Here is a 25,785-nt window from a genome sequence, read left to right on the forward strand (position 1 = left end):
CGGGTCAGGCCAGGTTGTTCAGGGCGGGCAGGTAGCCGCCGGACTGACCTGCCGCGGTGGGGTGGTAGGACTCGCCGATGTTGGCCCAGTTGACGCTGTGCAGCCAGGAGGCGCCGGAGCAGATCTCGTGGCCGGTGAAGGTGGTGCGGACGTCACCGAACAGGAAGCCGTGGCCGCGGGCCACCTCGGCGGTCTTGTTGTTGAGGTGGTCGGAGGCGTCGTTGATGGCCTTGCGCTTGGTTTCGGACAGGCCGAGGCAGTAGGTGCCGAGCTTGTAGAAGCGGGGGTAGCCCAGCACGACGACCTTCGCCGACGGGGCCCTGTTGCGGATGGTCGAGTAGACGTTGTTCAGGCTGCCCGGGAGCGTCGAGTCGACGTAGGCGCGGGCGGTGGCGATGCGCGACAGGCAGGCGCTGTCGGACTGCAGGACGCACGTCGTCATGACGTCGGCGAAGCCGGCGTCGTTGCCGCCGATGCTGATGGAGACAAGGCTGGTCGAGGAGTTCAGCGGGCCGAGCTGACCTGACAGGACATCACCCGTCCGGGCGCCCGAACAGGCCATGAAGGAGAACGACGAGGGTGCGTGGGCGGCTGCCCAGAGGTAGGGGTGGGCCTTCGTGCTGCGCTTGCAGTCGCCGCTGGTGCTGAGGTAACTGCCGGCTCCCACTCCGGAGGCGTAGGAGTCACCGAGGGCCACATAGGGGCCCGTTGCTGCGGTTTGGGCCGCCGTCGCCGTGGTCGCCCCGGTGAGGACGGAGCCGACGGCGAGAAGGAGCGAACTCACAAGGACGGCAATGCGGGAACGTCTCACGGAACCTCCATCAGCAGGATCTCTGCACAACTTTCGTACCGGTAACGCGTGTTGACTGGTGATGTTCATGCCAAGTCATTCCCCGCCGGTAGGGGGTTCACCCCTCCGTTCACCCGAACGCGCGACCGCACCTGGGCCTCGCACCCCGCCCCCGGACCTCACCGCCGGACCGCCGTGGCCGGATCTCATTACGCGCTCATGACAAATTTGTTGACGTACGTTCAAACCTCTTGTTCTGCGCCCCGAGGAGATCCACGCTTTACTCCGGCCCGTGAGCGGAACGCGACGCTCCCGGGCGTGCGGGCGATCACGCCCGCACCCCCCACAGACGCGTGCCCCACCCAGGCACGCGCGCCTAGAGGAGGACTCCCTCGTAATGGCACATCTGCGTAGCAAGAGACTCCGGTTCGCCGCCACGACCACCCTGGCGGCCGCCGCCCTCGTCGGCGGACTCACCGCGCTGCCCGCCCAGGCCGCCCCCGCCGAGGGCACCGTGCTGGCGGCAGGCTCCCCGACAGCGGTCAAGGACAGCTACATCGTCACGCTGAAGAAGACGGCCGGCTTCAAGGCCTCCTCGGCGACGGGCAAGAACCTCATCAAGGAGTACGGCGGCACGGTCAAGAAGACGTTCGGCACCGCGCTGAACGGCTACACCGCGACCCTCTCCGCCGAGGAGGCCCGGCGCCTGGCCGCCGACCCGGCGGTGGCCGCCGTCGAGCAGGACCAGCGCGTGCGGGTCGACGCCACGCAGACCAGTGCCCCCTGGGGCCTGGACCGCATCGACCAGACCTCCCTGCCGCTGAACGGCACCTACACCTACCCGGACACCGCGGGCGCGGGCGTGACGGTGTACGTCATCGACACCGGCGTGCGCATCACGCACACCCAGCTCAGCGGCCGTGCCGTCAACGGCTACGACGCCGTCGACGGCGACAGCGTCGCCCAGGACGGCAACGGCCACGGCACCCACGTGGCCACCACGGTCGCCGGCAGCACGTACGGCGTCGCCAAGCGGGCCAGGATCGTGGCCGTCCGGGTGCTGAACAACAGCGGCTCCGGCACCACCGCGGGCGTCATCGCGGGCGTCGACTGGGTGACGAAGAACCACTCCGGCCCCTCGGTCGCCAACATGTCGCTCGGCGGCGGCGTCTCCACCACCCTGGACACCGCCGTCCGCAACTCCATAGCCAGCGGCGTGACCTACGCCGTCGCCGCCGGCAACAGCAACACCACCGCCTCCTCCTCGTCCCCGGCCCGGGTCGCCGAGGCGATCACGGTCGGCGCCACCACCAGCACCGACGCCCGCGCCAGCTACTCCAACTACGGCTCGGCGCTGGACATCTTCGCCCCCGGCTCCTCCATCACGGCCGGCTGGCACACCGGCGACACCGCGACGAACACCATCTCCGGTACGTCGATGGCCACTCCGCACGTCGCGGGCGCCGCCGCCGTCTACCTCGCGGGCCACACCTCGGCCACGCCGTCCCAGGTCGCCTCGGCGCTGGTCAACGGCGCCACCACCGGCAAGGTCACGAGCGCGGGCACCGGATCCCCGAACCGCCTGCTGAAGCTCGTCCCGTAAGTCCCGCGTCGGCCCGGCCGGCGACGACCCAACCCGCATCACCGGTCCCCGGGGGCACGTGTGCCCCCGGGGCCTTTCGTCATGCGCAGGGTCGTTACAGGTCTTGCCACACCGTGTCCCCCGAGACTTTCGCGGCGCAGACGGCGTTCGTCGCCGACCGGGGCCTCACGCCCGTCACCTCGGCCCGACTGGCGCGCGCCTGGCGGTCGGGCGGGGCGCTGCCCGGGCGCCCGGTGCCCGTCACGTCCGACGGTGGCTGCGCGGGCGTGCACCGGCACGCCCTGCCCGTCCTCGCCGCCCACGGCTGCGCGGCCCGTACGGCACCGGGGGCGCCCCGGACACCGTGCTGGACCGGGGCCAGGTCCGCGAACTCGCCGCATCCGGCGTCGAGATCGGCCAGCACAGCCACACCCGTCCCCGGCTCGACCAGCCCCCGGGGACGCGCTGCGGGACGGACCGGTCCGCGGCCGGGAGATCGTGGCCGGCCGGCTGGACACCGCGCCCGCCTCGTTCGCCTGGCCCTGCGGCTCCTCCGGCCGACGGGTGCGGCAGGCGGTCCGGGAGACCGGGTACGCGCCGGCCCTCGCCGTCGACGGCGGCCTCGCGCGGTGCCGCCAGGGGCCGTACGCGCTGCGCCGGGTGACCTGCGGCGCGGCACCGGGATGGACGCGTTCGCGCGGCTCGTCGAGGGCCGCGGAATCGGCCCCGCCTTCACCGGGGACCGCGTGCTGACGAAGGGTCACGCGGTGGTGCGCAGGGCACGGCAGGTGGCGGCCTGGGTGCGGTGCGCGCCACCGAAGCCGGACAGACCGCGCGTAACCGGGAAACCGGGTGCACGCGGCGCCCGCGTGCCGGATCATGGACGGCATGTCCCCGAACCCACACGACGCACTGCCGATCCGGCTCAACGTCGACGACTCCGACTCCCCGTCCGACGTCGTCGACGCGCTGTTCCTCGGCCGCTTCGCGACGGGCGAGCAGCCGTACTCGCACGCGGCGAACATCGAGCGCGTCCGCTCCGGCGCGACCCTGCTGCCGCCGGGCGCCCGCGTGCTGCGCGCCGCCCGCGACGACGACCGCAGCGCGACGCTGGCGGAGGGTGACGGTTGGACCCTGCTGGTCTCCCGCTGGAACCGGGGCGCCGACGTCACCGTGACCGCGACCAGCGCCGACCTGGCCGCGAAGATCCTCAGCCAGGCCACCGACGGCGCGGCCGACGAGCCCGAACCGCAGCCGGAGAACGTGACGATGGGCTTCTGGTACGTCTCGCCGCGCCGCGGCCCGCACCGCACGACCCGGCAGATCTCGGCGGGCACCTGGGACGAGGTGCGGAACAACTACACGGCGCCGGTCGCGGAAGCGATGGACCGCCTGATGAAGACGACCCCGGAGGACATCGCCGGGCGGCTGCTCCTGCTGCACGGCCCGCCCGGCACGGGCAAGACGTCGGCGCTGCGCACGCTCGCCCGGTCCTGGCGGGACTGGTGCCAGGTGGACTGCGTCCTGGACCCGGAGCGGCTGTTCTCCGACGTCGGCTACCTGATGGACATCGCGATCGGCGAGGAGGACCCGGCGGGCAAGTCCCGCTGGCGGCTGCTGCTCCTGGAGGACTGCGACGAGCTGATCCGCGGCGAGGCGAAGCACACGGCCGGGCAGGCGCTGTCGCGGCTGCTGAACCTGACGGACGGCCTGCTCGGCCAGGGGCGCAACGTCCTGGTCGGCGTCACCACCAACGAGGACCTCGAACGCCTGCACCCCGCCGTCGTCCGGCCCGGCCGCTGCCTGGCCCGCATCGAGGTGGGGCCGCTGACCCGCCGGGAGGCGGTGAACTGGCTGGGCACCGAGGAGGGCGTCGGCCGCGAGGGCGCCACGCTGGCCGAGCTGTACGCGCTGCGCCGGGGCACGTCGCCGACGGCCCTGCCGGAGCCCCGCGAGGGCGCGGATGCCGGGCTGTACCTCTAGCCCGGTGTTTTGATGGACGCATGACCCTGTTTGTCGGGACGTCGGGGTGGCAGTACAAGGACTGGCGGGGCGTGTTCTACCCGGCCGGGTGTCCGACGCGGCTGTGGCTGGAGGAGTACGCGGCGCGCTTCGCCACGGTGGAGATCAACAACGCGTTCTACCGGCTGCCGTCCCGGGAGACCTTCGAGGCGTGGCGGGAGCGGACGCCGGAGGGCTTCGTCGTCGCGGTGAAGGCCAGTCGGTACCTCACCCACATCAAGCGGCTGCGGGACCCCGGGGAGCCGGTGGACCGCCTGATGAGCCACGCCGCCGGGCTGGGCGACCGCCTCGGCCCGATCCTGCTCCAGCTGCCGCCGACGCTGCGCTGCGACCCGGGCCTGCTGGACGCCTGCCTGGCGTGCTTCCCGGCGCCGACGCGGGTCGCGGTCGAGCCGCGCCACGCCTCCTGGTGGACGGAAGAAGTCCGGGGCGTCCTGACCGCCCGGGGCGCCGCGCTGTGCTGGGCGGACGTCCTGGCCCGCCCGGTGACACCGCTGTGGCGCACCACCGACTGGGGCTACGTCCGCTTCCACCAGGGCCGTGCCAAGGCGTGGCCGCGCTACGGCCGGCAGTCCCTGAGGACGTGGGCCGAGCGGATCGCGCGCGCGTGGCCGGACGGGGAGGACGTGTACGCGTACTTCAACAACGACCCGAACGGGGCGGCAATCCAGGACGCGACGGCTTTCGCCGGGGCGGCTCAGGCGGTGGGACTGAGGCCGACACGGACACCGTGAGCGGCGTCCGCGCCAGGGGCCTGCGCGGAGGCGGCGGGTCCTAGTCCCCGTAGGCCGCCCGCAACGCGTCCCGGACTGCTGACAGGGCGGCGGCCTGCGGCTGCCCGAGTCGGCGTGCCCGCTCGACGTAGGCCTGCGCCGCCGACGCCAGTTCACGCTCGGCGGCCGAGCCGGCGGCGGCCACGTACGTGCCGTTGCGCCCCCGCGTCTCGATCACGCCGTCCGCCTCCAGCGCCCGGTACGCCTTGGCGACCGTGTTCGCGGCGAGCCCCAGCGACTCGGCCAGTCCCCGCACGGTCGGCAGCCGGTACCCCACCGGCAGCGCGCCCGAGCGGGTCTGTTCGGAGATCTGCGCCCGCACCTGCTCGTACGGCGCGGCGCTGTCATCGATGTGGATCTGCAAGGTCACGGCCCGATTGTCCCGCACCCTGCGGAAAATGAGAGGCACCCGGCGGCGTCCCCCCGTAGCGTGCGCCTCCATGACCGTGATCGTGCGCAATCTCCGTCCCGACGTCCCGGCCGACGCGGAGGGCTTCTCCCTGGTCCGGCGCCTTGCGCTGCCCTTCATGCTGTCCACCCCCGAGTCCGTGCTGTACGACGGGGCGCACACCCACCCGGACGCCCACTTCACGCAGCTCGTCGCCGAGGAGGACGGCGAGGTCATCGGCACCGCCCAGGTGAGCCTCGCCCACGACAGCCCGGAGCCCGGCCAGGGCGCGGCCAACATCTACGTCCGCCCGGACCGCACGGGGCGCGGCGCCGGATCGCTGCTGGTGCGTACCGCCGAGGAGCGGCTGGCCTCCCTCGGCGCGGCGAAGGTCTTCTCGTGGGTCCTGGACGAGCCGGGCAACCGCGTGTTCGCCGAGCGGCGCGGGTACACGGCGAGCCGTTCGGCCCACTTCCTGCGCCTGGACCTGGCCGGTGGCACGCTGCCGCCGCTCCAGGACCCGCCCGCCGGGGTGGAGGTGCGTCCGGCCGCGGACTTCGCCGCCGATCCGCGTCCGCTGTTCGAGCTGGACGCGGAGACGACGGCGGACGAACCGAGCGACATCGACGCCGAGTTCACGGACTACGAGGCGTGGCTGGCGGAGACCTGGCACCACCCGCTGTTCAGCGCGGAGCTGACGTCGGTCGCGCTCGTCGACGGCCGTCCCGCCGCCTTCAGCGCCGCCCGCACCGACGGCGGCACCCGCTACGGCACCGTCATGACCGGCACCGCACGCGCCCACCGCGGCCGGGGCCTGGCCAAGCTGGCGAAGAACGACTCCCTGCACCGGGCCCGCGCCGCCGGGTACACGGAGGCGTTCACGGGCAACGACACCGGGAACGGGCCGATGCTCGCGATCAACAAGTGGTTCGGGTACGAGGTGACGGCGACGGAGGTGCGTTATGTCCGTGAACTCGGCTGATCCCACCGGGGTGGTGGACGTGGTCCTGGTCAAGGGGGGACGTACGAAGATCCGTTATCCGGCCGGTCTCCTCTCCGACGACGGCACGCGCGTGGTGGTGCGTGCTCCCTGGGCGGGCGACGGCACCCGCGACTTCGGCTTCGTGCGCTTCGAGCCCGGTGACGTCTTCACGGAGTACTACTGGCGGGACCGCTGGTACGCCGTGAAGGAGGTCCGGGACGCCGGGGGCGGGCTCAAGGGCTGGTACTGCGACATCACCCGCCCCGCCGTGCTGGCCGGCGGCGAGCTGGTCGTCGAGGACCTCGACCTGGACCTGTGGCGGCCGGCGGACGGCACCGGCGTACGGCGGCTGGACGAGGACGAGTTCGCGGCGAGCGGGCTCGCCGAGCGGGACCCGGAGGCCGCCGCGCGGGCCGTGGCCGCCCTGGACGAGCTGGAGAGGCTCGCCCGGGAGGGCGGTTTCGAGACGCTGACGGCCTGAGGGCCGGGCCGACGCCCGTCACGCCGCGCACCCGCCCGGACACGAGGAGCGACAGGTTCACCGGGTGCCGCAGCCGGCTTCCCGGTCCGGCGGGGTTTGCGGAGGGCGGTTCATGGTCATGCACCCCAGAGTGGCATCCGCCACTGACCGTCCGATGCGTGACGACCACCACTGACAGACCCGCGCCGATGAGTAACTCTCGCCGAAAGTGTCTACCTCCGTAGGAACACGGAACCCGGTAGTCACTGAAGGAGGCAGCCATGCGCCGTGTGACCGTGCACAAGCCCCTGAAGAAGACGGACGTCCGCCGAGTCGTGGAGGAGGCGGACGAGCGCCCGGCGGGGCGGCCCGAGGTCCGCAAGGACATCGCCCGGACCTGGTGGCCCGACGGCTGAGGAAGGGGCACGGCACGGCGCGGGCCTGCTGCGCTCGGTGAGCGCCGGTTGTCTGAGCGCAGCCTGAGCCCTCCCTTAACGCGACCATAAGGATGTCCTCCACCCGCCCTCGGCAGGCGGTGTCGCGGGTTTTCGGGGCTAGTTTCGGAACACCCCCCACGGGATCACGCCCGGGGTTTCGACCCCGGGCGTGATCGCGCATCAGGACCGTTCCGAGGAGTTCCCGTATGCCCGTACACCGCACGCCCGCACGCCGCGGGGTCGCCGCCGTCGCCGCTGCCGGTGTCGTCCCGCTCGCCCTCACCGGACTGTCCGCCGCGCCCGCGGTGGCGCACGGCTCGATGGGCGACCCGGTCAGCCGCGTCTCGCAGTGCTTCGCCGAGGGACCCGAGAACCCCCGGTCCGCCGCCTGCAGGGCCGCGGTGGAGACGGGCGGCACGCAGGCGCTGTACGACTGGAACGGCGTCCGCATCGGCAACGCGGCCGGGAAGCACCGGGAGGTGATCCCGGACGGCAAGCTGTGCAGCGCGGGCGACCAGGCGTTCCGGGGCCTCGACCTGGTGCGCGCCGACTGGCCCGCGACCGGCGTGAGCAGCGGCTCGTACACCTTCAGGTACCGCGTGACCGCCCCGCACAAGGGCGCCTTCACCGTGTACATCACCAAGCCCGGCTATGACCCGGCGAAGCCGCTGGCCTGGAGTGACCTGGACCTGGAGCACCCGGTGGCGACGGCCGCCGACCCGGCGGCGGCAGGCGGTTTCTCCACGTTCTCCGGCACGCTTCCGGAGCGCTCCGGCAAGCATCTGCTGTACGCCATCTGGCAGCGGTCGGACAGCCCCGAGGCGTTCTACTCCTGCTCCGACGTGGCGTTCGACGGCAGCGGTAGCGGTGGCGATGGCAGCGGTGGCAGCACGGGCTCCGGTTCCGGTGCCTCCCCCTCCCCCACCCCGGCCGCCTCCGCCCCGTCCGACGGCAAGACAGCCGCCGGTACCGGCGGGTCGACCGTCGAGAACCACGGGCACGGCGACGACGCCCCCGCCACCTCGGCGGAGCCGGTCGCCGCGGACGACAGTGCCCCGAACCCGCCGAAGGCGGCCGGTGCCGGGCAGAGCCTCGCGGAGACCGGCGGCGACAGCGGCACGCCGTATCTCACCGTCGGCGGGTTCGCCGCGCTGGCGCTCGGCTCGGCCGTGCTGTTCGCGTCGGTCCGGCGGCGCGCGTCGGCCGGCGGGCGCCACGGCCGCTGAGCCACCGGTTCCGGGGCCTGTCCGGCGGCTCGGGGCGGGCAGGCCCCGTACGTACCGCCGAGGTGTCGTCAGCTTGGCGAGCAGGTCGGACCCGGCGACCTCGTCGGTGAGGTGCCGTGGACGAGGACGACGGGCCGGGAGTGGGCGGTGGACGGCTTGCAGGAGTAGTCGTTCCAGCGTTACGGGCGAGTAGGGAACATGTGAAGTCGCGCGTCAGTAAAAATCCTGGCCATGACCGGGTCCCCCGACGGGGCTACGCGGCCAGCGCCCCCGGCATCACCGCGCGCGGCCCGAACTTCGCCCGTGCCCGGTCCGCGACCTCCTCGATGCGGCGGGCCTTCTCGTCCGCCGGGTCGAAGGTGAGCTGGTGGGAAGCCTGTCCGGCGGGGGTGAGGCCCTCGGCGCGCAGGGCGACGGCGCGGACCCGGGCGCGTTGCAGGCCGAGCGCCTCGTACATGCCGTAGGCCGCCCTCGTCAGCGCCGCCGAGTGCGCGGTCGGCTCCGGGAGCGTGCGGCTGCGCGTGGTCGCGGCGGGGGCGCCCGAGCCGGTCCGGGAGCCGGGCGGGCCGGCGTAGCGCACGGTGAGGGTCAGGGTGCGGCACACCGTGTCCACGGCGCGCAGCCGGGCGCCCAGTTCCTCGGTGGCGGAGAGCAGGGCGCGGCGGTGCCGGGCGGGGTCCAGTTCGTCGCGGTCGAAGGGGCGCTCGGTGGCCAGGGACCGGGAGACGGCGTTCGGTACGACCCGGCCGCGGTCGACGCCGTTCGCCTTCTCGTGCAGTTCGCGCCCGGTCCTCGCGCCGACCAGGCGCTGCACGGTGGTGGGCGGTGCGGCGGCGACCCGGCCGAGGGTGTCGAGGCCGTACTCGCACAGGGTGCGGGCGGTCGCGGCGCCGACGCCGGGCAGCGCGGTGACGGGCTTGCCGGCGAGGAACTCCGCGATGCCCTCCGGGTCGTCGGGCACCGCGCACGTCACCCCGGGCCGGGCGTCGCCGAGCGCCAGGCGGGCCAGCATCGGGCCGGGTCCGGCGCCGATCACGCAGTCGACGTCGTGCAGCGCGAGGGAGCGGACGCGGATCACCGACGCCAGGGCGACCGCGTCGCGCCCGAAGTACCGTTCGGCGCCCCGCAGATCGGCCAGTGCCCCGTCGGGCGGCAGGGCCTGCACGACGGGCGTGAACTCCTCCAGCAGCCCGAGCAGCCCCGGCAGGGCCGCCTCGCGCGTCAGCGGCAGCTGGAAACGTACGCAGAGAATGGTCATCCCGCACTCCCCGGACTCTGGTGCCACAGTTTCCTTCCGCCCGCCGGGCCCTCGCCCGCGGGTCGCAGGTCGGCCCAGGGGTGCATCTCGTACCCCGTGGGCATGCGGATCGTCCGGTCCTCCATCGGATCGCGGGCCGCGGAACCGGACGGCGCCGGCAGCCCGTCCGAGCCGGCGAGCCGCCTGCGCGCCGCGCCGTCGCCGCCGTCGCCGCCGTGGGCCACGGGTGCCGCCAGCCGTGCCGCCACCTCGTCGAGGCCGCCCTCGGCGCGCAGTGCGGCCAGTTCGGCGAGGTTCCAGGCGGCGGAGCCCACCACGCTGAGGCTGCGCGGGCCGCGGCGCTGCACCACGCCGCGCACCAGCAGCAGCCAGGAGTGGAAGACGGTGTGGGCGCAGGCGTCGTGGGAGTCGTCGAAGAAGGCGAGGTCGACCAGGCCCGTGCCGTCGTCCAGGGTGGAGAAGACGACCCGTTTGCCGGACCGGATTGGCGGTGTCTGGGTGGCCGCCTTGGCGCCCGCGACCAGTACCGTCTCGCCGTGCCGCGCCTCGCGCAGCCGGCGGGCCGACACCACGCCCAGCTCGTCGAGGAAGGCCCGGTGGTCGTCCATCAGGTTGCGGGAGGCGTCCATGGACAGCACGCCCAGTTCGGCGCTGAGCCGCTCCGCAGAGGTGAGGTCGGGCAGCCCGGCCGGGGCCGTCTTCCGTACGCCGGACAGAGGCAGCTGGTTCCCGCCGCCGCCTCGTGCGCCCCGGTGCAGTTCGGTCAGGTGCAGTTGCAGGTCGCGCCGGTTGGCGCCGAAGGCGTCCAGCGCGCCGACCTGCGCGAGGCGTCCAGCGAGGGGGCGGGACGGCCGGGCCCGTTCCCAGAAGTCGAGCAGGGAGGCGTACGGCTGCCCTTCGGTGATCCGGGCGGCTTCGGCCTCGCTGATGTTGTGCACGTCGGACAGGGCCAGCCGCAGTCCCCAGCGCCCGGACGGGGCGGCTGATTCAGACACCAGCTCGATGCGGTGGGCGACGCCCGACCTGTTCACGTCCAGCGGCAGGATCGGCACCCCGCGCCGCCGCGCGTCCGCCAGCAGCAGCCGCTTCGGGTACATGCCGGGGTCGTGCGTGAGCAGGCCCGCGTAGAAGGCGGCCGGGTGGTGGGCCTTCAGCCACGCCGACTGGTAGGTGGGCACGGCGAAGGCCACGGCGTGCGCCTTGCAGAAGCCGTAGCTGCCGAAGGCCTCGATGATCGCCCAGGTGCGCTGAATCGTTTCTGCGTCGTAGCCGCGCTCCTCCGCGCACTGCGCGAACCACACCCGGATCCGCGCCTGCGACTCCGGGTCGGACAGCCCGCGCCGCGCCCGGTCGGCCTCGCCGCGCCCGCAGCCGGTCATGACGTCGAGGATCTGGATGACCTGCTCGTGGAAGACGACGACCCCGTACGTCTCCTTCAGCACCTCCTCCAGGTCCGGGTGCGGATACCGCACCGGCGCCCGCCCGTGCCGCGCCTCGATGAACGGCCGCACCATGTCGGCGGCGACCGGACCGGGCCGGAACAGCGAGATGTCCACGACGAGATCGTGAAAGGTGGCCGGCTGGAGCCGCCCCACCAGGTCCCGCTGCCCGGGCGACTCGATCTGGAAGCAGCCCAGCGTCTCGGTGGAGCGGATCAGCGCGTACGTGTCCGGGTCGCCCTCCGGCACCGCGTCCAGGTCGATCCGCTCCCCCGTGGCCCGCTCGACCTCGGCGACGGCGTGCGCCATCGCCGACTGCATCCGCACGCCCAGCACGTCGAGCTTGAGCAGCCCGAGGTCCTCCACGTCCTCCTTGTCGAACTGCGACATGGGAAAGCCCTCGCCGCTGGTCGGCACGACCGGCGTACGGGCGAGCAGGGAGGCGTCCGAGAGGAGCACCCCGCACGGATGCATGGCGACGCCGCGCGGCAGCGCGTCGAGCGCCTCGACCAGCTCCCACAGCCGCCCGTACTTCTCCTTCTCGCCCGCCAGCTGCCGCAGCTCGGGCAGTTCCGCCAGGGCCGCGCGGGCGTCCCGGGCGCGGATGTGCGGGAAGGACTTGGCGATGCGGTCGATGTCGGCCGGGTCCATGGACAGGGCGGCGCCCACGTCACGGACGGCGTGCCGCACCCGGTATGTCTCCGGCATCGAGACCGCCGCGACCCGCTCGGCGCCGAACCGGCCGATGATCGCCCGGTAGACCTCCAGGCGGCGGGCGGACTCCACGTCGATGTCGATGTCCGGCAGCACGAGCCGCCGCTTGGACAGGAACCGCTCCATCAGCAGCCCGTGCTCCACCGGATCGGCGTGGGCGATGCCCAGCAGGTGGTTGACCAGCGATCCGGCGCCGGAGCCGCGCGCGGCGACCCGGACGCCCATGCCCCGTACGTCGTCCACGACCTGGGCCACGGTGAGGAAGTAGGAGGCGAAGCCGTGGTGGGCGATGATGTCCAGCTCCCGGTGCATCCGCTCCCAGTACTCCCGCCGCCGGTCGTAGCCGCGCAGCACCATGCCCGCCGCCGCCCGGGAGGCGAGGGCGCGCTGCGCGGTGCGCCGGCCGGCGCCGACGAGGTGCGGCTCGGGGAAGTGGACAGTGCCGATGCCGAGGTCGTCCTCGGGCTCCACGCGGCACTCGGCGGCCGTCGCCCGGGTCTGCTCCAGCAGCCGGTGGGCGATGTCGCGCCGGAACCCGGCGGCCTCCACGACCCGCTCCGCCACCTCGGCCATCGCGTCCGCCCCCTTCAGCCAGGCCTCCCCGGAGTCCAGCTCCCCGACGGCGCCGACCGGCACCAGGCGGCGCGCCGCGTCCAGCACGTCGGCGACCGGGCCGGCGCCGGGGTCGGCGTACCGTACGGCGTTGCTGAGCACGGGCCTGATCCGCTGCTCGGCGGCGAGGCCGACGGTGCGGGCGGCGAGCCGCAGGGAACCGGGCCCGGTGCCGGTGCGGCCGTGCCAGACGGCCTCCAGCCGCAGGGCGTCGCCGTACACCTCGCGCCAGGCGGCGAGCAGCCGGGCGGCGCGGTCCGGGCGGCCCGCGGCGAGGGCGCGGCCGACGTCGGAGTCCGGTCCGAGCAGGACGGTCAGCCCGTCCCCGTGGCAGGCGGAGCGGGGCAGCAGGGGCGGGCCCTCCCCGTCCGCGTGCGCGGCCGTGACGATCCGGCACAGGTCGGCCCAGCCGCGGGCGCCGTCCCGGGCGAGGAAGGTGACGCGGGGCGCCGACTCGTCGACGAAGGCGCCGCCGCGCACCGGGGTACGGCGCCGGCCGCCGGGCCGGGCCGCCCCGGCCGTGTCGATGTCCGCCACGGCGAGGTCCACGCCGAACAGCGGGCGGACGCCCGCGGCGGCGCAGGCCTTGGTGAAGCGGACCGCGCCCGCGAGGGTGTCGCGGTCGGTCAGGGCGAGCGCGTTCATGTCCCGCTCGGCGGCACGCTCGGCCAGCCGCTCGGGGTGCGAGGCGCCGTGGCGCAGGGAGAACCCGGAGACGGTGTGCAGATGCGTGAAACCCGGCACACGCACCTCCCGCACTCGCGGACCCGGGGATCGGTCCTTCGAACATCAGTTCCCAAGCTCCCCGCCTCCACCATAGACCAATTCTCGAACATCCGTACGACACGCGTCCGGCCCCGGTCCACCTGCGCAAACACCTCCCGGTGAGCGGCGACGGCGCCCGGCACGCGAAAGTCTCGCCCCTCGCGCGGGGCGGGACTCACGTGGCCGTCGGTCCGGCGGGAGCGTCAGCCGATCTCGGTCGCCGTGGCGGACAGCGCCTCGGTCACCGGCTGGAAGAAGGTCTCCCCGCCGGAGGTGCAGTCGCCGCTGCCGCCGGAGGTGAGGCCGATCGCCTTGTCGCCGGAGAACAGCGGGCCGCCGCTGTCGCCCGGCTCGGCACACACGTCGGTCTGGATGAGGCCGGTGACCATGTCGCCGTTGCCGTAGTTCACCGTGGCGTCCAGGCCCGTGACGGTGCCGGAGCGCACCTGGGTCGTGGAACCGCTGCGGGTGACCTCCATGCCGACGGTGGCCTCGGCGGCACCGCTGATCGCCTGCGAGGAACCGTTGTAGAGGTTGACCTCGCTCGGGTGGGGGACGTCCGCGGTGTACTTCACCAGGCCGTAGTCGTTGCCGGGGAAGCTCGAGACCTCGGTCTCCCCGATGACGGTGCCGGACGCGTCCGACCAGGTGGAGACGGCCTCGGTGCAGTGGCCGGCGGTCAGGAAGTAGGGCTCGCCGCCCCTGACGACGTTGAAGCCGAGCGAGCAGCGTACGCTGCCGCCGGTGATGGCGTCGCCGCCCGCGACGAAGGGCCTGAACTCGCCCTTCGTGCGCCTGACCTCGACCGTCCGGCCGAGCCCGTCGGCCACCTCGTTCAGCTTGGCCAGCTCGGCCTCGGAGACCGTGCGGTCGGCGGTGACGACCACCTTGTTGGCGGCCGGGTCGGTCACCCAGGACGTGCCCGGGATGGTCGCGTCCCGCTCCAGGGCGGCGCGGGCCCTCCTCAGCTCGGCGAGGGAGTTCTCCACGACTCTCGCCTTGGCGCCGGCCTCCTGTACGGCCTCGGCGGCGGTCTCGTCGAGCACGTTCACGACGAGGCTCCTGGCCCGGGCGTCGTAGTAGGTGCCCGCCGTGTCGGCGCCGAGGTCCCGCACGAGGGCCGAGGCGAGCTTTCCGGCCGCCGCGGCCGACAGGGTCCTGGGTGCGGTGGTCCCGGGGCTCTCGCTCGCGTTCGCGGTCTGGAAGGTGACTCCCGCGGCGATCAGTGCGGCGATTCCCGCACCTGCCACGGCTGCACGCCGCCTGGATACGCGTCGGTGCTTCACTCACGTCCTCCTGTGGGGGGTCGGCCCGGGAGGTTGTGGGGACCTCACGAACCGGAAGGCGTGCGGGCACGGAGGCGGCGTACGGCATGCGGTGCCGCGTCCGCGCCGACTGATCGGAGTCCACTATTCCGACAGTTGCAGGGCGCACACAAGGTCGACTTCAGGATGCGCGTGCGACGAGCTGCACGCGCCCCCACCGCCTTGACTGTCCACGGTCACCAGGCTGGTTCACCTGCACACACCCCGCACGAGGGCGAGCCCCCGCGCAGTGATCACTGCGCGGGGGCTCGCCTGACGGCGGCCGTGACGGGCCGTCGGATGGGCCGTGCGGATCTGCCGGTGGGCGCCGGTCAGTAGATGCTGACGCCGTAGGCGCTGAGCGCCTCGGTGACCGGCTGGAAGAAGGTCGTGCCGCCGGAGGAGCAGTTGCCGCTGCCGCCCGAGGTCAGACCGTACGCGGTGCCGTTGCTGCCGTAGAGCGAGCCGCCGGAGTCGCCGGGCTCGGCGCAGACGTTGGTCTGGATCAGACCGTAGACGACGTCGCCGCCGCCGTAGTTGACGGTCGCGTTGAGGGCGGTCACCCGGCCGCTGTGCGTGCCGGTCGTGGAACCGTCACGGATGACCGTGGTGCCGACGGCCGGCGTGGCCGCGCCGGTGATGTCCACGCCGTTGGCGGTGCCGGGCTTGCTGATCGAGGTGTTGGTGTACCGGACGATGCCGTAGTCGTTGCCCGGGAAGCTGGTGCCGGCGGTCGAGCCGAGCACCGTGGTACGGCTGGAGTTGGCGTACCAGGTACCCGCACCCTCGGTGCAGTGACCGGCCGTCAGGAAGTACTGGGTGCCCGCGCTGTTGCGGACGTTGAAGCCGAGGGAGCAGCGCCCGCTGCCCGAGTAGATGGCGTCGCCGCCCTGGATCAGCTTGGTGAACTTGCCGGGGGTGCGCTTGATCGTGAGGGCGCCGGCGTTGGCCCCGGCCTCCTCCTTGATCTTGGCTATCTCGGCCTTGGAGACCGTGCTGTCGACGGTGACGACGACGCGGCCGGTCTTGCTGTCGACAGCCCAGGCGGTGCCCGCGACGTCGGCTTCCAGCACCGCGGCGCCGGCGCTCTTGAGCTGGGTGGCACTGAAGGTGGCCGGGGTCTCCGACGCGTTCGCGCTGGGGATCGCGATGGCGGCCGCGGCCACGAGGCCGGTGGAAACGGCGATCAGCCGGGTCCGTCTCGTGATGCCGCTGCGGGGGGTGGTGCGCTCGATCCTCACTTTTCGTTCCTCCACATGGGAAGTTGGGGGCCTTTGTGGGGTTGGGGCCCGTGAGGCGCAGTCGGAGACATGACGGCGTCCGGATTCCGAACACGTCGTGCCCCTGACAAGCGCTGAGGGGGAGTATTCGGCCGGGCAGCCGGTTGCCGCAAGAGGCTCTTTCGGACGTCAACCTTTTACCCCGATATGACCGTTCGACTTACCCCCGTATGACCCTTCGACCTCCACGGCTCCTTCACAGCGGGGCCCCCGGAGGTGACCTTCCTTCTCCTCGAAGGCGGTCCAGGAGCCGCGGGTCCGTTCCGGGTGGGCCGTGAACAGCAGGTGGCAGTGGGCGCAGCCCAGCTCCTCGGCTTTGAGTCGGCGATCTCCGAGTCGCGGATCTCACCGCCCGAGTTCACCAAGTGAAGGCCGGCGGGCGTCAGCAACCGCAGTCGCACCCGCACCCGTCGCAGCAGCCGTCCTCCCCGCAACATCCGCAGCAGTTGAAGCAGTCGCCGCAGCCCGTGCAGTCGCCGTTGCAGAGTCCTTCCCGGCGCCGCCGCGACCAGGGGCCCTCGAACTCGCCGCAGCAGAACCGGCAGGTGCAGGCCAGCCCCAGCCAGACGGCGCAGCCGGCCAGCAGTCCGCGCCGGTCGCGGCGCGGCGGCTCGGGCGGCAGCGGTGCGCCGGGGCCGTACGGTGCGCCGGGCGGGGCGTACGGTCCGCCCGGCTGCGGGCCGTACGACTCAGGGCGGCCGTGCGCGCAGGAGGCGGTGCCGAAGGCTCGGTCGACGGAGGCGGGCAGTTCGTGCACGAGCAGCCGGTGCGCGAGCCTGCCGTCGGTGAACTCGACCTCGCGCAGCGCGAGCCGGATGCCGTGCACGGCGTCGTCCGCGAGGCGCCGGGCCTCGCTGAGCGGGGTGCCGGTGGCCGTGAGCGGGTTCCAGGCGCCGGACGCGGCGTCGGCCTGCCGGTCCTCGACGGCGTCCAGCAGATGCGCGAGCCGCCCGAAGAGGCGTCCGGCCTCGGCGAGCGGTACGGCGTTGCCGGGCCGGCCGGCCAGCACCGCGGTGTGCGCGAAGGCCGCCGCGGTGGCGGTCTCGGCGGGTTCGGTCACGGCGAGGACGGGCGTCCCGGGCCCGGCGAGCGCCTCCAGGCCGGTCTGCCGGTCGACGGCCTCGACGAGGACGGCGGTGTCGAACCCGACGGCACTGCCGGTGCGCTCCCCCGCCCTGTCCCAGTTCGCGGCGACCCGGCGCGCGGCGCGCGACACCGGCCGGCGGGCCAGCAGCCCGTCACCGTCGGCGACATGGTCGCGCACCTTGGCGGAGGCGAGCACCAGCGAGACGGCCGCCGCGAGCCGCGCCCCCTCGCCCCGCGCGACGGACGCGGTGCGCATGCCGCGCAACGGACACGGCCCGGCCGTGCGCCGCCACTGTCCCGAGCGGTCGGCCTGAGCCTCCGTCAGAACCGAAATCAGTAACCCGTCGTAGTTGGTCACGACGCGCGCGAACTGTCCGTGGTCGCTGCGCAGTGCCAGGCAGAGCCCGCACAAATGCGCCATCCACTGGGCCGTGAGCCCTTCACCGAGTCTGTGCCGACAAGGCCTGACCATTCCGAACACGACGCTTCCCCCGTTGTTCGACGCGCTGGATCGACCGCATCGTATCGGCCATTTCGTTCACCCGTACGCGCCGTCCGTCACCCGTCCGCCGCGAAGAATCATATTTCACTCACAGTCAGCAGCGGTTTACCGCAAGACCCTTGGGAAACATGGACCCTCGACGGATCAGCCGTGCACCAGTACCGTCACAAACCCCCCGCGCGGCGACTATCCACTTGGCGCGCCATCCGCATCATGGACGACCATAGGGGTGCGGAAAGCAAGAAAGACCGCTGTGAGAGGAGGCGTCCATGGGATCGGTGCGCAAGGCGAGTGCGTGGCTCGGCCTCGTCGACGACAACGATGACGAGCGCTACTACGACGACGAGACTTACGAGGGGACCGAGTCCGGGGACGCCTGGGTCACCGACCCGCGCGTGAAGGTGGCCTCGGACACCGCCGAGGAGAAGGGCCGCAGAATCGGCACCGTCACCCCGGACAGCTTCCGGGACGCGCGTGCCATCGGTGAGCTGTTCCGGGACGGGGTCCCGGTCATCATGAATCTGACGGCCATGGAGGCCGCCGACGCCAAGCGCGTCGTCGACTTCGCGGCCGGGCTCATTTTCGGCCTGCGTGGTTCCATCGACCGCGTTTCCAACCGGGTGTTCCTGCTGACGCCCGCCGACACGGAGATCATCAGCGGCGAACCCGCCGCGCACCGCACGGACGGTTTCTTCAACCAGAGCTGAGGCAGGGCCGCTCACCGGCCCCGCCTGCGCGGGGTCCGCCGGTCTACCGGAACGCGTCGAGTCCAGTGAGCGCCTTGCCCAGCACGAGCTGGTGCATTTCGACGGTGCCCTCGTAGGTGAGCACCGATTCGAGGTTGGTCGCGTGCCGCATCACGGGATATTCGAGCGAGATCCCGTTGGCCCCCAGAATGGTCCGGGCCGTACGGCAGATGTCGATGGCCTCCCGTACGTTGTTGAGCTTGCCGAAGCTGACCTGCTCGGGACGCAGGCGGCCGGCGTCCATGCGCCGCCCGAGATGGTGGGCGAGCAGAATTCCCTTGTGCAGTTCGACCGCCATGTCGGCGAGTTTCGCCTGCGTCAGCTGGAAACCGCCGATGGGCCTGCCGAACTGCTCGCGTGACCTGGCGTAGTCGACGGCGGTCTCGAAGCAGGAGCGGGCGGCGCCCATCGCACCCCACACGATGCCGTAGCGGGCGTGGGACAGGCAGCTGAGGGGGCCGCGCAGTCCGGTCACCCCCGGCAGCACGGCGTCGGCGGGCAGCCGTACGTCGTCCATGACGAGTTCGCTGGTGACGGACGCCCGCAGCGACCACTTGTGCTTGATCTCGGGCGCGGAGAAGCCGGGGCTGTCGGCCGGCACGACGAAGCCGCGGATGCCGTCGTCGGTCCGCGCCCAGACCACGGCGACCCCGGCGACCGAGCCGTTGGTGATCCACATCTTGCGGCCGTTGAGGACCCAGTCGCCGCCGTCCTTCTTGGCGTACGTCCGCATGGCCGCGGGGTCGGAGCCGTGGTCGGGCTCGGTGAGCCCGAAGCAGCCGATGACCTCACCGGCGGCCATGCGCGGCAGCCACTGCTGCTTCTGCTCCTCGCTGCCGAACCGGTGGACGGCGTACATGGCGAGCGAGCCCTGCACGGAGACCAGGGAGCGGATCCCGGAGTCGGCGGCCTCCAGTTCCAGGCAGGCGAGCCCGTACTGCACGGCGCTGGCCCCGGCGCATCCGTAGCCCGTCAGCGACATCCCGAGCGCCCCGATGCCTCCGAGTTCCCGGGCGAGTTCCCGGATGCCGGGCAGTTCGCCCTTCTCGTACCACTCGGCGACGTGCGGCAGCACACGGTCGGCGGCCCAGGCACGCACGGTGTCCCGGACGGCGAGGTCCTCGGGTTCCAGCAGGTCGTCGATGCCGAGGGGGTCGGCGGGATCGAACGGGGGCAACGACGAGGACGTGGACATGGGGGCACCCTCCGGCAGCGAAAAACTAGCACCGCTAGTCACGACGGCTTCCGACGTTACGACGCAGTGTCCCGCACGTCCACTCCCTCGGCGGGCGGTGATCAGCGGGCGGTGACCGGCGGCGCGTGGGCGGGCGCCTCGGCCTCCCGCGGGCCCGGCAGCTCCACCGGCCCGGCGTCGCACTGCATCGTCCGCGGCAGCCGCAGCGCCATCACCGCCCCGAGCAGCAGCAGCCCCGCGCTCACCAGCAGCGTCACATGCAGCCCGTGCACGAACGCGTCCCGCGCCGCGACCCGCAGGGCCCCGCCGACGGGTCCGCCGAGCTGCGCGGCGACCTCGTAGGCCTCCCCCAGCGAGTGCGACGCCGCGGCCGACACGGGTGACGGCACGCCGGGCACGGACGTGAGCCCGGGCGCGTACGCCGCGTTCATCACGCTGCCCAGCAGGGCGATCCCGATGCCGGCGCCGAGCTGGTAGGACGTCTCGCCGATGGCCGCGGCGCCGCCCGCCTGCTGGGGCGGCGCCGCGCTGAGCATCGACTCGTACGCCCCGAACAGCGTGGTCTCCAGGCCGAAGCCGAGCAGGACGAACCCGGACAGCAGCAGCGGGAAGTCGTCCGCGGTGCCCATCGCCGTCAGCAGCAGCACCGCGCCCGCCGTCAGGCAGAACCCGAAGCACACCGTGCGGCGCGGCCCGAACCGGCGCAGCATCCGCGCGCCCGCCAGCCCGGCCGCCATCGCCGCGAGGGTCAGCGGCACCAGCCGCAGCCCCGTCTCCAGCGGGGACAGGCCGAGCACCAGTTGCAGATACTGCGCGGCGATCAGTTCGAGGCCGACCAGCGCGAGCATGGCCAGCACGATGCAGCCGACGGAGGTGCTGAACACGGGCCGCCCGAACATCCGCAGGTCGACCAGCGGGTGCGGGCGGCGCCGCTGCCGCCGTACGAAGAGGACCAGCAGGGCCGCGCCCGTCACCAGCGGCAGCACGGTCAGCGCGCTGCCGGCCGGTTCGCCGCCGCCGAGCCGCTTCACGCCGAGCACCACGCCGAACAGCCCGGCCGCCGCCATCAGCGCGCCGGCCACGTCCCAGGGGCCCTGGCCGTCGCCCTTCGACTCGGGCAGCAGCAGCCGGCCCACCGGCAGGCTGACCAGCATGAGCGGGATGTTGACGAAGAAGACCGAGCCCCACCAGAAGTGCTCCAGCAGGAAGCCGCCGAGCAGCGGCCCGACCGCGGCACCCACCGCGGCGACGGCGCTCCACAGGCCGATGGCGAGGGCCCGTTCGCGCCGGTCGGGGAAGACCTGCCGCAGGATCGACAGCGTGGCGGGCATGATCATGGCGCCGCCGACGCCGAGCAGCGCCCGCGCCGCGACGAGCACCTGGGCGCTGTCGGCGACGGCCGCCAGGCCGGAGGCGACGCCGAACAGGGCGTAGCCGAGGAGGAGCACGCGTCTGCGGCCGACGCGGTCGCCGAGCGTGCCGAAGAGGATCAGCAGCGACGCGCAGACCAGCGGGTAGGCGTCGACGATCCAGAGCAGCTCCATCGCGCCGGGCCTGAGGTCCTCGGTGACGGCGGGGACGGCGACGTGCAGCACGGTCGCGTCGACGGCGACCAGCAGCAGGCTGGCGCAGAGGACGACGAGAACCACCCAGCGGTTGGCACCGGCCCCGGCCGCCCGACGGCGCAGTGCGGCGGCCGTGGTCGTCCCGGACATGTACGTACCTCCCAGATGTTCCCTCGCGGTCGGCGGGCTCACGGGGTGGGGACTCCCGTGACTCGGCCGGGGAGGAGCGGTGGTCCCCGGCCCGCGCATCGAGGCGAGTGACACGTCAGGGTACGCGAGTCCGTCCGGATGCCCAGTGGCGGGCCTCTCGGACTCCGCGCGAAACGGTGTGGCGTACGCCACTCCCACCTCAGCCGGGCAGGCACCGGCACGCGCGGCCACATTCAGAGAAATCCCGCATAAAGCAGGCAAAGCGGGTGCCCGGAATTCGCGGCGCACCGAAAGGGACGGCCCCCGGGGCGGCATCGTCGCAGTTCACAGGCGCGCACCGGCCGACACGAACGGCCCGAGTACCCACATTTTCTGGCTATATCGCGCAAGGGAACGGCCGAATAGACGCCCGGCTTCCAGGTGGCGCGGCGGTAAATCGCCGAGGAACACCGATCCACCGCGAAATGAAGCCGAGACCCTTTGGCCCGCGGATTTCCGCGGCAAAGGAACCATATGCCACACGGGAGATGGTGCTGTTTGAGGCGAAGGCCACATCACGTAGGCATTACAAACCCTTCCGTCGGGCCAATCCGCCCAGCCGGGCCCTGTAGCGTCGATTGGGTGCGTACCAAAACGAGCCCCACCCGACTGGACCGGGTGTTCGCCAGGCTGGACCGCGAACCGCAGCGGCCGGCCCACATCGACGTGCCGCGCATGAGCCGGCACCGGATCGTGCTGCTGGCGGGCACCCTGGCCGTGTACGTGGCAATCGTATGGGCCGTCGTCATCACCTCGTGGCTGGTCCGCCTCGACTGGCAGGTCATGTTCTTCCGGCCGTACCAGCAGTGGCAGCAGCTGCACGCCTTCGTCGACTACTACGTCGTCCTCGGCCAGCGCGGCCCGACCGCCGTGATGATCGCGGCCTGGCTCGGCTGGCGCTCCTGGCGGCAGCACACGCTGCGCCCGCTGCTCGCCCTCGGCGTCTCCCTGCTGCTGCTGAACGTCACCGTCGGCGCCGCGAAGTACGGCATGGGGCGGCTCGGCCCGCACTACGCGACCGAGATCGGCTCGAACGAGATGTGGCTCGGCGGCGACATCTTCCCCAGCGGCCACACCGCCAACGCGGTCGTGACCTGGGGCATCCTGGCCTATCTGGCCTCCACCCCGTGGGCCAGACGCTGGCTGTCCGCGCTGTCCGCGGTCACCTCGCTCGGCGTCGGCATGGCCACCGTCTACCTCGGTACGCACTGGCTGAGCGACGTGCTGCTGGGCTGGGTCGCCGGTCTGCTGATCCTGCTGGCGCTGCCCTGGTTCGAGCCGCTGATCGCCCACGCCGAGGCGCGGATCCTGGACCTGCGCGACCGCTGGTCCGCCCGCCTCGGCCGCAGGGGACCGGTCGGCACCGCCCCGGCCGGCGTGCCGGTCGTGGTCACACCGTGCCCGGCGTCCGCCGGGGAGGACGCGCCGGCGTGCGAGCCGGTCTCCGCGGCGCGCTCGGCCCGGGCGCCGGTCTACCTGGCCCCCGGCCCGCACACGGCCCGCTCGGAGCGCACCCCGGTCACCCCGGCGGGCAGCAGGCGCCCGCATCCCCATGCCGCGCACCCGGACCGCCTCGGGCGCGGCACGGGGTCCCCGGCCCACCCCGTGACGGGCGGCTGACCAACGGCGTTCCCCGCGCGGCGCTCACCCCTTCCAGGCGCGCGCCACCAAACCGTCCTCGACCTCGAAGTTCAGCCGGCCCACGCGGTACTCCATGGTGATGATCGCCCCCGGCGGCAGCGCCCTCACCGTCGACCAGCCGCGCTCGCGCGCGAGGGCCTCGGCCCGTTCGGACGCGAGGCCCACGTAGGCGTCCGGACTGTCCTGCGGTTCGGCGGGTGGAGTCGGAATCGGTGCCATGCCGTCACGCTATGCCCTGACCGGCGGGCGGGGAAGTACGGGCCGCGAACACCCGTCCCGTACGCCTCTCCCGTCACGCTTCTGTCACAGGACGACGACAGTCGTCCGGGGCGGCACCGCCCACACGGACGAGCGGTGCCCCACGACTTCCGCAGGCATTCGAACGCAATTCCCGCGTGTCCCGCCGACGGCGGGAATAGCCGGGCCAAATGGTGCCGTGAGAAGCCCTCCGGGCTTCTTTTCATTCCGGCGTCGGAGCCCTCCGGGGCGTTCCGGTCGGCACGCGAATTCGCCGGATTCCGGCACCGTGCCCCCCCGCCGCGAGACGGGCCGAGCGCGCAGCGGACGTACGCACCGCCGCGGGACGGTCGTATTCAGCGGTGAGACGCGGCGGACGGTACGCCGGACAGCGGCGGGCCGAACACGGCCGGGCGCTGTGCGCGTCCTGGGCGCGGGCCGAGCCCTCCGGGAGGACCAGCAGCATTCCGACACGCAGCAGGTCCGGGCGGCCCCCATGGTCTCGCGGTTGGCGTCGTCCATGCCCCGCCGGCCGCCCTCGACGCCGTAGGTGCGCGCGAGGGCGGACAGGGTGTCGCCGGGCCTCACGGTGTGCATGCGGCCCGTGAGCCCGTACCGCTTCGAGCAGACCGGCAATGCGCCCCAGCCCTGCACCAGCACCTCCTGGGCGACCGCGATCTGCTCGGCGCGGGTGGCGAGATCCGCGCGCGGGGCGTACTTCGGGCCGCCGGACTGCCGCCAGGTGGGCTGCCAGAACTGCAGTCCGCCGTGGAAGCCGTTGCCCGTGTCCGCGTCCCAGCGCCCGCCGCTCTCGCACTCGGTGACGCAGTCCCAGGGCCATTCCTCCTTCGGGCAGTGGCGCGGCGCGCTCGCCGCGGGCGGCACCTGGGAGGGTGCGGCGGCGTGCGCTGCGCCGGGGACGAGGGCGGCGAACAGGGCCGCGGCCAGGGCGAACGTGAGCGGCTCGGCGTGCATCGGCCCACGCCAGGCGGCCCGTCGCGTACCGCCGGCCAGCCGCGTCCGGTGCGCCGGGGCGGCCCACCCGGCCGGTGGACGGGACGGCCGCGCCACCGGCCCGGCGGGCGCCGCGCCGTGTACGGCCCGTATCCGTTCGCCTGGATGCGTGACTCCCCCCGCGGCTCGCCCGTTGTCTTCTTCATGAGCCGGGGACCCACCCGGACCACGGGCCGGGAGCCACCCGGCCTCGCCACGTACCGCATCCCGAGGGAGCCACCCGTGCCGCGCATGCTCGACGTCAGCGACGAGGTACGCGCCGAGATCGGCGACGAAGAAGCCGACCGGCTGCTCGCCGGAGAGACCGCCCCGGGCAGTTACGACTGCACCTCCTGCCGCACTCCGGGCGACGCGGAGCAGGAGCGCACCAGCACCGTCCTGTTCATCGGGGACGAGACCGCCGTCCTCGCCTTCGCCCACGCCACCTGCCTGCCCTCACAGGTCGTCCAGGTCACCGAGGAGCAGCTGCGGGGGGCCGTGAAGTCCATCACCGGCGACAGCGCCGGCGCGCCCGCCCCGCAGCAGCCCGAGCCCGGCCGGGACGGTCACGACCTGGCCGCGCCCGGACAGGCCGTCCTCGGCGTGACCAGCGGACTGGTGCTGATCGCCGGGGAGCTGCACGCGGCGCTGGTGGTCGAGCCGACCACGCCCATCGTGCGGCCCGGCACCACGGGCCCCGGCGACGACTTCCTGCCGCTGCTGATCGAGCAGGGCTACATGCCGGTGACCGAGCTGTCGGCGTTGCCGCCCGTGCTGCACGGCTGGTCGGCGCTGCTCGCCATGGGCCAGCTGCACGCGGTGCTCCAGCCCGGCCCGGGCGGCGGCCAGCCGGTGGCCTGGTGGCAGGCGCACCAGCCGCTGCTGGTCACCGACGGCTGGCGGGCCGCCGCCAACAAGCACCAGCAGGTGCTGATGTTCGCGGCGTCCGTCGGTTCCATCGGCCGCCAGCCCCGCGAGGACCTGCTGCGGGACGCGCTGGACAAGGCCGCGGCGAACGGCAGGCTGGTCGCCGCCGCACTGCCCCTGTCCGGCACCTGAGCACCTGCCGCGTCCCCGCCGGCGGTTGACCTGCGAAAGCCGCCCGGGGACCGCATCCCTTGGCGGGCGGGGTCGTTTGGACATACGTGCACACATACGACGTTCCCCGCCGCCAGTCCTACCAGCCGCTGCCTCCGGGGCGACCGGCCCGGGAGCCCCAGGGCGGCCCATCGGCCACGCCGATCTACGACGCGCTCTACGCCGAGTACGTCAGGTCCTTCCGCACGCTGCCGGGCGACCGCAGCGGCGAGGAGGACCTGGGCTTCACCGCCTTCGGACACAGCCCGCACGGCACGGGCTCCTGGAACAGCCCCGGGCACGGGTCGCACGGCAGCTCGTACAGCGCCTACAGCGCGGGCGCGCACAGCGCCCGCCACACCACGGGCCAGCTGTCGCCGTGGCAGCGCGTCGGGCAGATCGAGCGGCAGGGCTCCGGGACGCAGCACGTGCCGGCCGCCCTGCCGCCCGGTCCGCGCCGCGGCCTGTGACTGCCGGCCCGGCACGCCGAAAGGGGCGGCCCCTCGACGGGGCCGCCCCTTT

Annotated in this window: 22 protein-coding genes and 1 pseudogene; 12 read left to right on the top strand and 11 right to left on the bottom strand. The window is 73.2% G+C overall.

The features are described from left to right. Positions 1–4: 4 nt before the first annotated feature. Positions 5–811, bottom strand: coding sequence for an SGNH/GDSL hydrolase family protein (locus AB0M97_RS20960; protein ID WP_365962420.1), 807 nt, complete (start codon positions 809–811; stop codon positions 5–7). Between the two features lie 376 nt (positions 812–1,187). Here AB0M97_RS20960 and AB0M97_RS20965 point away from each other — a divergent pair, with 376 nt between their 5' ends. The 4 genes and pseudogenes from AB0M97_RS20965 (at position 1,188) to AB0M97_RS20980 (ending at position 5,128) form a co-directional block, all read left to right on the top strand. Continuing rightward, positions 1,188–2,393, top strand: coding sequence for a S8 family peptidase (locus AB0M97_RS20965; protein WP_365962421.1), 1,206 nt, complete (start codon positions 1,188–1,190; stop codon positions 2,391–2,393). 110 nt (positions 2,394–2,503) lie between these two features. Continuing rightward, a pseudogene (locus AB0M97_RS20970) lies at positions 2,504–3,163 on the top strand (polysaccharide deacetylase family protein); the annotation flags it as partial. Positions 3,164–3,260: 97 nt separating this feature from the next. Beyond that, on the top strand, positions 3,261–4,355 hold the full coding sequence (locus AB0M97_RS20975; protein ID WP_365962422.1) for a DUF5925 domain-containing protein: 1,095 nt from the start codon (positions 3,261–3,263) through the stop codon (positions 4,353–4,355). 20 nt (positions 4,356–4,375) lie between these two features. Continuing rightward, positions 4,376–5,128: a DUF72 domain-containing protein gene (locus AB0M97_RS20980; protein ID WP_365962423.1), complete on the top strand. Its 753-nt coding sequence runs from the start codon at positions 4,376–4,378 to the stop codon at positions 5,126–5,128. A gap of 40 nt (positions 5,129–5,168) precedes the next feature. Here AB0M97_RS20980 and AB0M97_RS20985 read toward each other — a convergent pair whose 3' ends face one another. Beyond that, a complete protein-coding gene (locus AB0M97_RS20985; RefSeq protein WP_365962424.1) occupies positions 5,169–5,537 on the bottom strand; it encodes a GntR family transcriptional regulator in 369 nt (122 codons plus the stop codon). Positions 5,538–5,607: 70 nt separating this feature from the next. Between AB0M97_RS20985 and AB0M97_RS20990 the strand changes: the two genes are divergently transcribed. From AB0M97_RS20990 to AB0M97_RS21005, 4 genes are all read left to right on the top strand, one after another. Beyond that, positions 5,608–6,537, top strand: coding sequence for a GNAT family N-acetyltransferase (locus AB0M97_RS20990; protein WP_365962425.1), 930 nt, complete (start codon positions 5,608–5,610; stop codon positions 6,535–6,537). Further along, positions 6,518–7,018, top strand: coding sequence for a DUF402 domain-containing protein (locus AB0M97_RS20995; protein ID WP_365962426.1), 501 nt, complete (start codon positions 6,518–6,520; stop codon positions 7,016–7,018). The genes AB0M97_RS20990 and AB0M97_RS20995 overlap by 20 nt, the downstream gene beginning before the upstream one ends. Positions 7,019–7,278: 260 nt before the next feature. Next, a complete protein-coding gene (locus tag AB0M97_RS21000) occupies positions 7,279–7,413 on the top strand; it encodes a hypothetical protein (RefSeq protein WP_365962427.1) in 135 nt (44 codons plus the stop codon). A gap of 227 nt (positions 7,414–7,640) precedes the next feature. Beyond that, a complete protein-coding gene (locus tag AB0M97_RS21005; protein WP_365962429.1) occupies positions 7,641–8,660 on the top strand; it encodes a lytic polysaccharide monooxygenase in 1,020 nt (339 codons plus the stop codon). 253 nt (positions 8,661–8,913) lie between these two features. Here the strand turns inward: AB0M97_RS21005 and AB0M97_RS21010 are convergent, their stop codons facing one another. From AB0M97_RS21010 to AB0M97_RS21030, 5 genes are all read right to left on the bottom strand, one after another. Next, positions 8,914–9,918, bottom strand: a complete 1,005-nt coding sequence (locus tag AB0M97_RS21010) for a hypothetical protein (RefSeq protein ID WP_365962430.1) — start codon at positions 9,916–9,918, stop codon at positions 8,914–8,916. Continuing rightward, on the bottom strand, positions 9,915–13,427 hold the full coding sequence (locus AB0M97_RS21015) for a DNA polymerase III subunit alpha (RefSeq protein WP_365962431.1): 3,513 nt from the start codon (positions 13,425–13,427) through the stop codon (positions 9,915–9,917). The genes AB0M97_RS21010 and AB0M97_RS21015 overlap by 4 nt, the downstream gene beginning before the upstream one ends. Before the next feature lie 224 nt (positions 13,428–13,651). Further along, positions 13,652–14,734 (bottom strand): S1 family peptidase, encoded by a 1,083-nt coding sequence (locus tag AB0M97_RS21020; protein ID WP_365962432.1) that lies wholly within the window; start codon positions 14,732–14,734, stop codon positions 13,652–13,654. A gap of 350 nt (positions 14,735–15,084) precedes the next feature. Continuing rightward, the gene (locus tag AB0M97_RS21025; RefSeq protein WP_365962433.1) at positions 15,085–15,993 is read right to left on the bottom strand and encodes a S1 family peptidase; all 909 of its coding nucleotides are present in this window, start codon (positions 15,991–15,993) and stop codon (positions 15,085–15,087) included. 421 nt (positions 15,994–16,414) lie between these two features. Next, positions 16,415–17,599 carry a DUF5685 family protein gene (locus tag AB0M97_RS21030; protein WP_365962434.1) on the bottom strand — a complete coding sequence of 395 codons (1,185 nt, stop codon included), beginning with the start codon at positions 17,597–17,599 and terminating at the stop codon, positions 16,415–16,417. 290 nt (positions 17,600–17,889) lie between these two features. Between AB0M97_RS21030 and AB0M97_RS21035 the strand changes: the two genes are divergently transcribed. Beyond that, a complete protein-coding gene (locus AB0M97_RS21035; protein WP_365962435.1) occupies positions 17,890–18,327 on the top strand; it encodes a cell division protein SepF in 438 nt (145 codons plus the stop codon). Between the two features lie 43 nt (positions 18,328–18,370). Here AB0M97_RS21035 and AB0M97_RS21040 read toward each other — a convergent pair whose 3' ends face one another. Together AB0M97_RS21040 and AB0M97_RS21045 are read right to left on the bottom strand one after the other, a co-directional pair. Continuing rightward, positions 18,371–19,561 carry an acyl-CoA dehydrogenase family protein gene (locus AB0M97_RS21040; RefSeq protein WP_365962436.1) on the bottom strand — a complete coding sequence of 397 codons (1,191 nt, stop codon included), beginning with the start codon at positions 19,559–19,561 and terminating at the stop codon, positions 18,371–18,373. A 101-nt stretch (positions 19,562–19,662) separates the two neighbouring features. Further along, positions 19,663–21,276, bottom strand: coding sequence for an MFS transporter (locus AB0M97_RS21045; protein ID WP_365962437.1), 1,614 nt, complete (start codon positions 21,274–21,276; stop codon positions 19,663–19,665). A 621-nt stretch (positions 21,277–21,897) separates the two neighbouring features. On the opposite strand from AB0M97_RS21045, the gene AB0M97_RS21050 reads away from it, so the two are divergent. Further along, complete coding sequence (locus tag AB0M97_RS21050; protein ID WP_365962439.1) at positions 21,898–22,935, top strand: phosphatase PAP2 family protein; 1,038 nt, start codon at positions 21,898–21,900, stop codon at positions 22,933–22,935. 24 nt (positions 22,936–22,959) lie between these two features. Here the strand turns inward: AB0M97_RS21050 and AB0M97_RS21055 are convergent, their stop codons facing one another. After that, positions 22,960–23,175, bottom strand: coding sequence for an I78 family peptidase inhibitor (locus tag AB0M97_RS21055; RefSeq protein ID WP_365962440.1), 216 nt, complete (start codon positions 23,173–23,175; stop codon positions 22,960–22,962). 84 nt (positions 23,176–23,259) lie between these two features. After that, positions 23,260–24,168: a transglycosylase family protein gene (locus tag AB0M97_RS21060; protein ID WP_365962441.1), complete on the bottom strand. Its 909-nt coding sequence runs from the start codon at positions 24,166–24,168 to the stop codon at positions 23,260–23,262. Positions 24,169–24,429: 261 nt separating this feature from the next. Between AB0M97_RS21060 and AB0M97_RS21065 the strand changes: the two genes are divergently transcribed. Beyond that, complete coding sequence (locus AB0M97_RS21065) at positions 24,430–25,245, top strand: hypothetical protein (RefSeq protein WP_365962442.1); 816 nt, start codon at positions 24,430–24,432, stop codon at positions 25,243–25,245. Between the two features lie 86 nt (positions 25,246–25,331). Then, positions 25,332–25,733 carry a hypothetical protein gene (locus tag AB0M97_RS21070; RefSeq protein WP_365962443.1) on the top strand — a complete coding sequence of 134 codons (402 nt, stop codon included), beginning with the start codon at positions 25,332–25,334 and terminating at the stop codon, positions 25,731–25,733. The last annotated feature ends 52 nt before the right edge of the window (positions 25,734–25,785 follow it).

It is taken from the genome of Streptomyces sp. NPDC051207 (assembly GCF_040682395.1).
Lineage (GTDB): Bacteria > Actinomycetota > Actinomycetes > Streptomycetales > Streptomycetaceae > Streptomyces.

Bases quoted from the DNA above. Each gene is read 5' to 3' on its own strand.
- AB0M97_RS20965 (WP_365962421.1), top strand. From the start codon at position 1,188: ATGGCACATCTGCGTAGCAAGAGACTCCGGTTCGCCGCCACGACCACC.
- AB0M97_RS20975 (WP_365962422.1), top strand. From the start codon at position 3,261: ATGTCCCCGAACCCACACGACGCACTGCCGATCCGGCTCAACGTCGAC.
- AB0M97_RS20980 (WP_365962423.1), top strand. From the start codon at position 4,376: ATGACCCTGTTTGTCGGGACGTCGGGGTGGCAGTACAAGGACTGGCGG.
- AB0M97_RS20990 (WP_365962425.1), top strand. From the start codon at position 5,608: ATGACCGTGATCGTGCGCAATCTCCGTCCCGACGTCCCGGCCGACGCG.
- AB0M97_RS20995 (WP_365962426.1), top strand. From the start codon at position 6,518: ATGTCCGTGAACTCGGCTGATCCCACCGGGGTGGTGGACGTGGTCCTG.
- AB0M97_RS21000 (WP_365962427.1), top strand. From the start codon at position 7,279: ATGCGCCGTGTGACCGTGCACAAGCCCCTGAAGAAGACGGACGTCCGC.
- AB0M97_RS21005 (WP_365962429.1), top strand. From the start codon at position 7,641: ATGCCCGTACACCGCACGCCCGCACGCCGCGGGGTCGCCGCCGTCGCC.
- AB0M97_RS21010 (WP_365962430.1), bottom strand. From the start codon at position 9,918: ATGACCATTCTCTGCGTACGTTTCCAGCTGCCGCTGACGCGCGAGGCG.
- AB0M97_RS21035 (WP_365962435.1), top strand. From the start codon at position 17,890: ATGGGATCGGTGCGCAAGGCGAGTGCGTGGCTCGGCCTCGTCGACGAC.
- AB0M97_RS21040 (WP_365962436.1), bottom strand. From the start codon at position 19,561: ATGTCCACGTCCTCGTCGTTGCCCCCGTTCGATCCCGCCGACCCCCTC.
- AB0M97_RS21045 (WP_365962437.1), bottom strand. From the start codon at position 21,276: ATGTCCGGGACGACCACGGCCGCCGCACTGCGCCGTCGGGCGGCCGGG.
- AB0M97_RS21055 (WP_365962440.1), bottom strand. From the start codon at position 23,175: ATGGCACCGATTCCGACTCCACCCGCCGAACCGCAGGACAGTCCGGAC.
- AB0M97_RS21060 (WP_365962441.1), bottom strand. From the start codon at position 24,168: ATGCACGCCGAGCCGCTCACGTTCGCCCTGGCCGCGGCCCTGTTCGCC.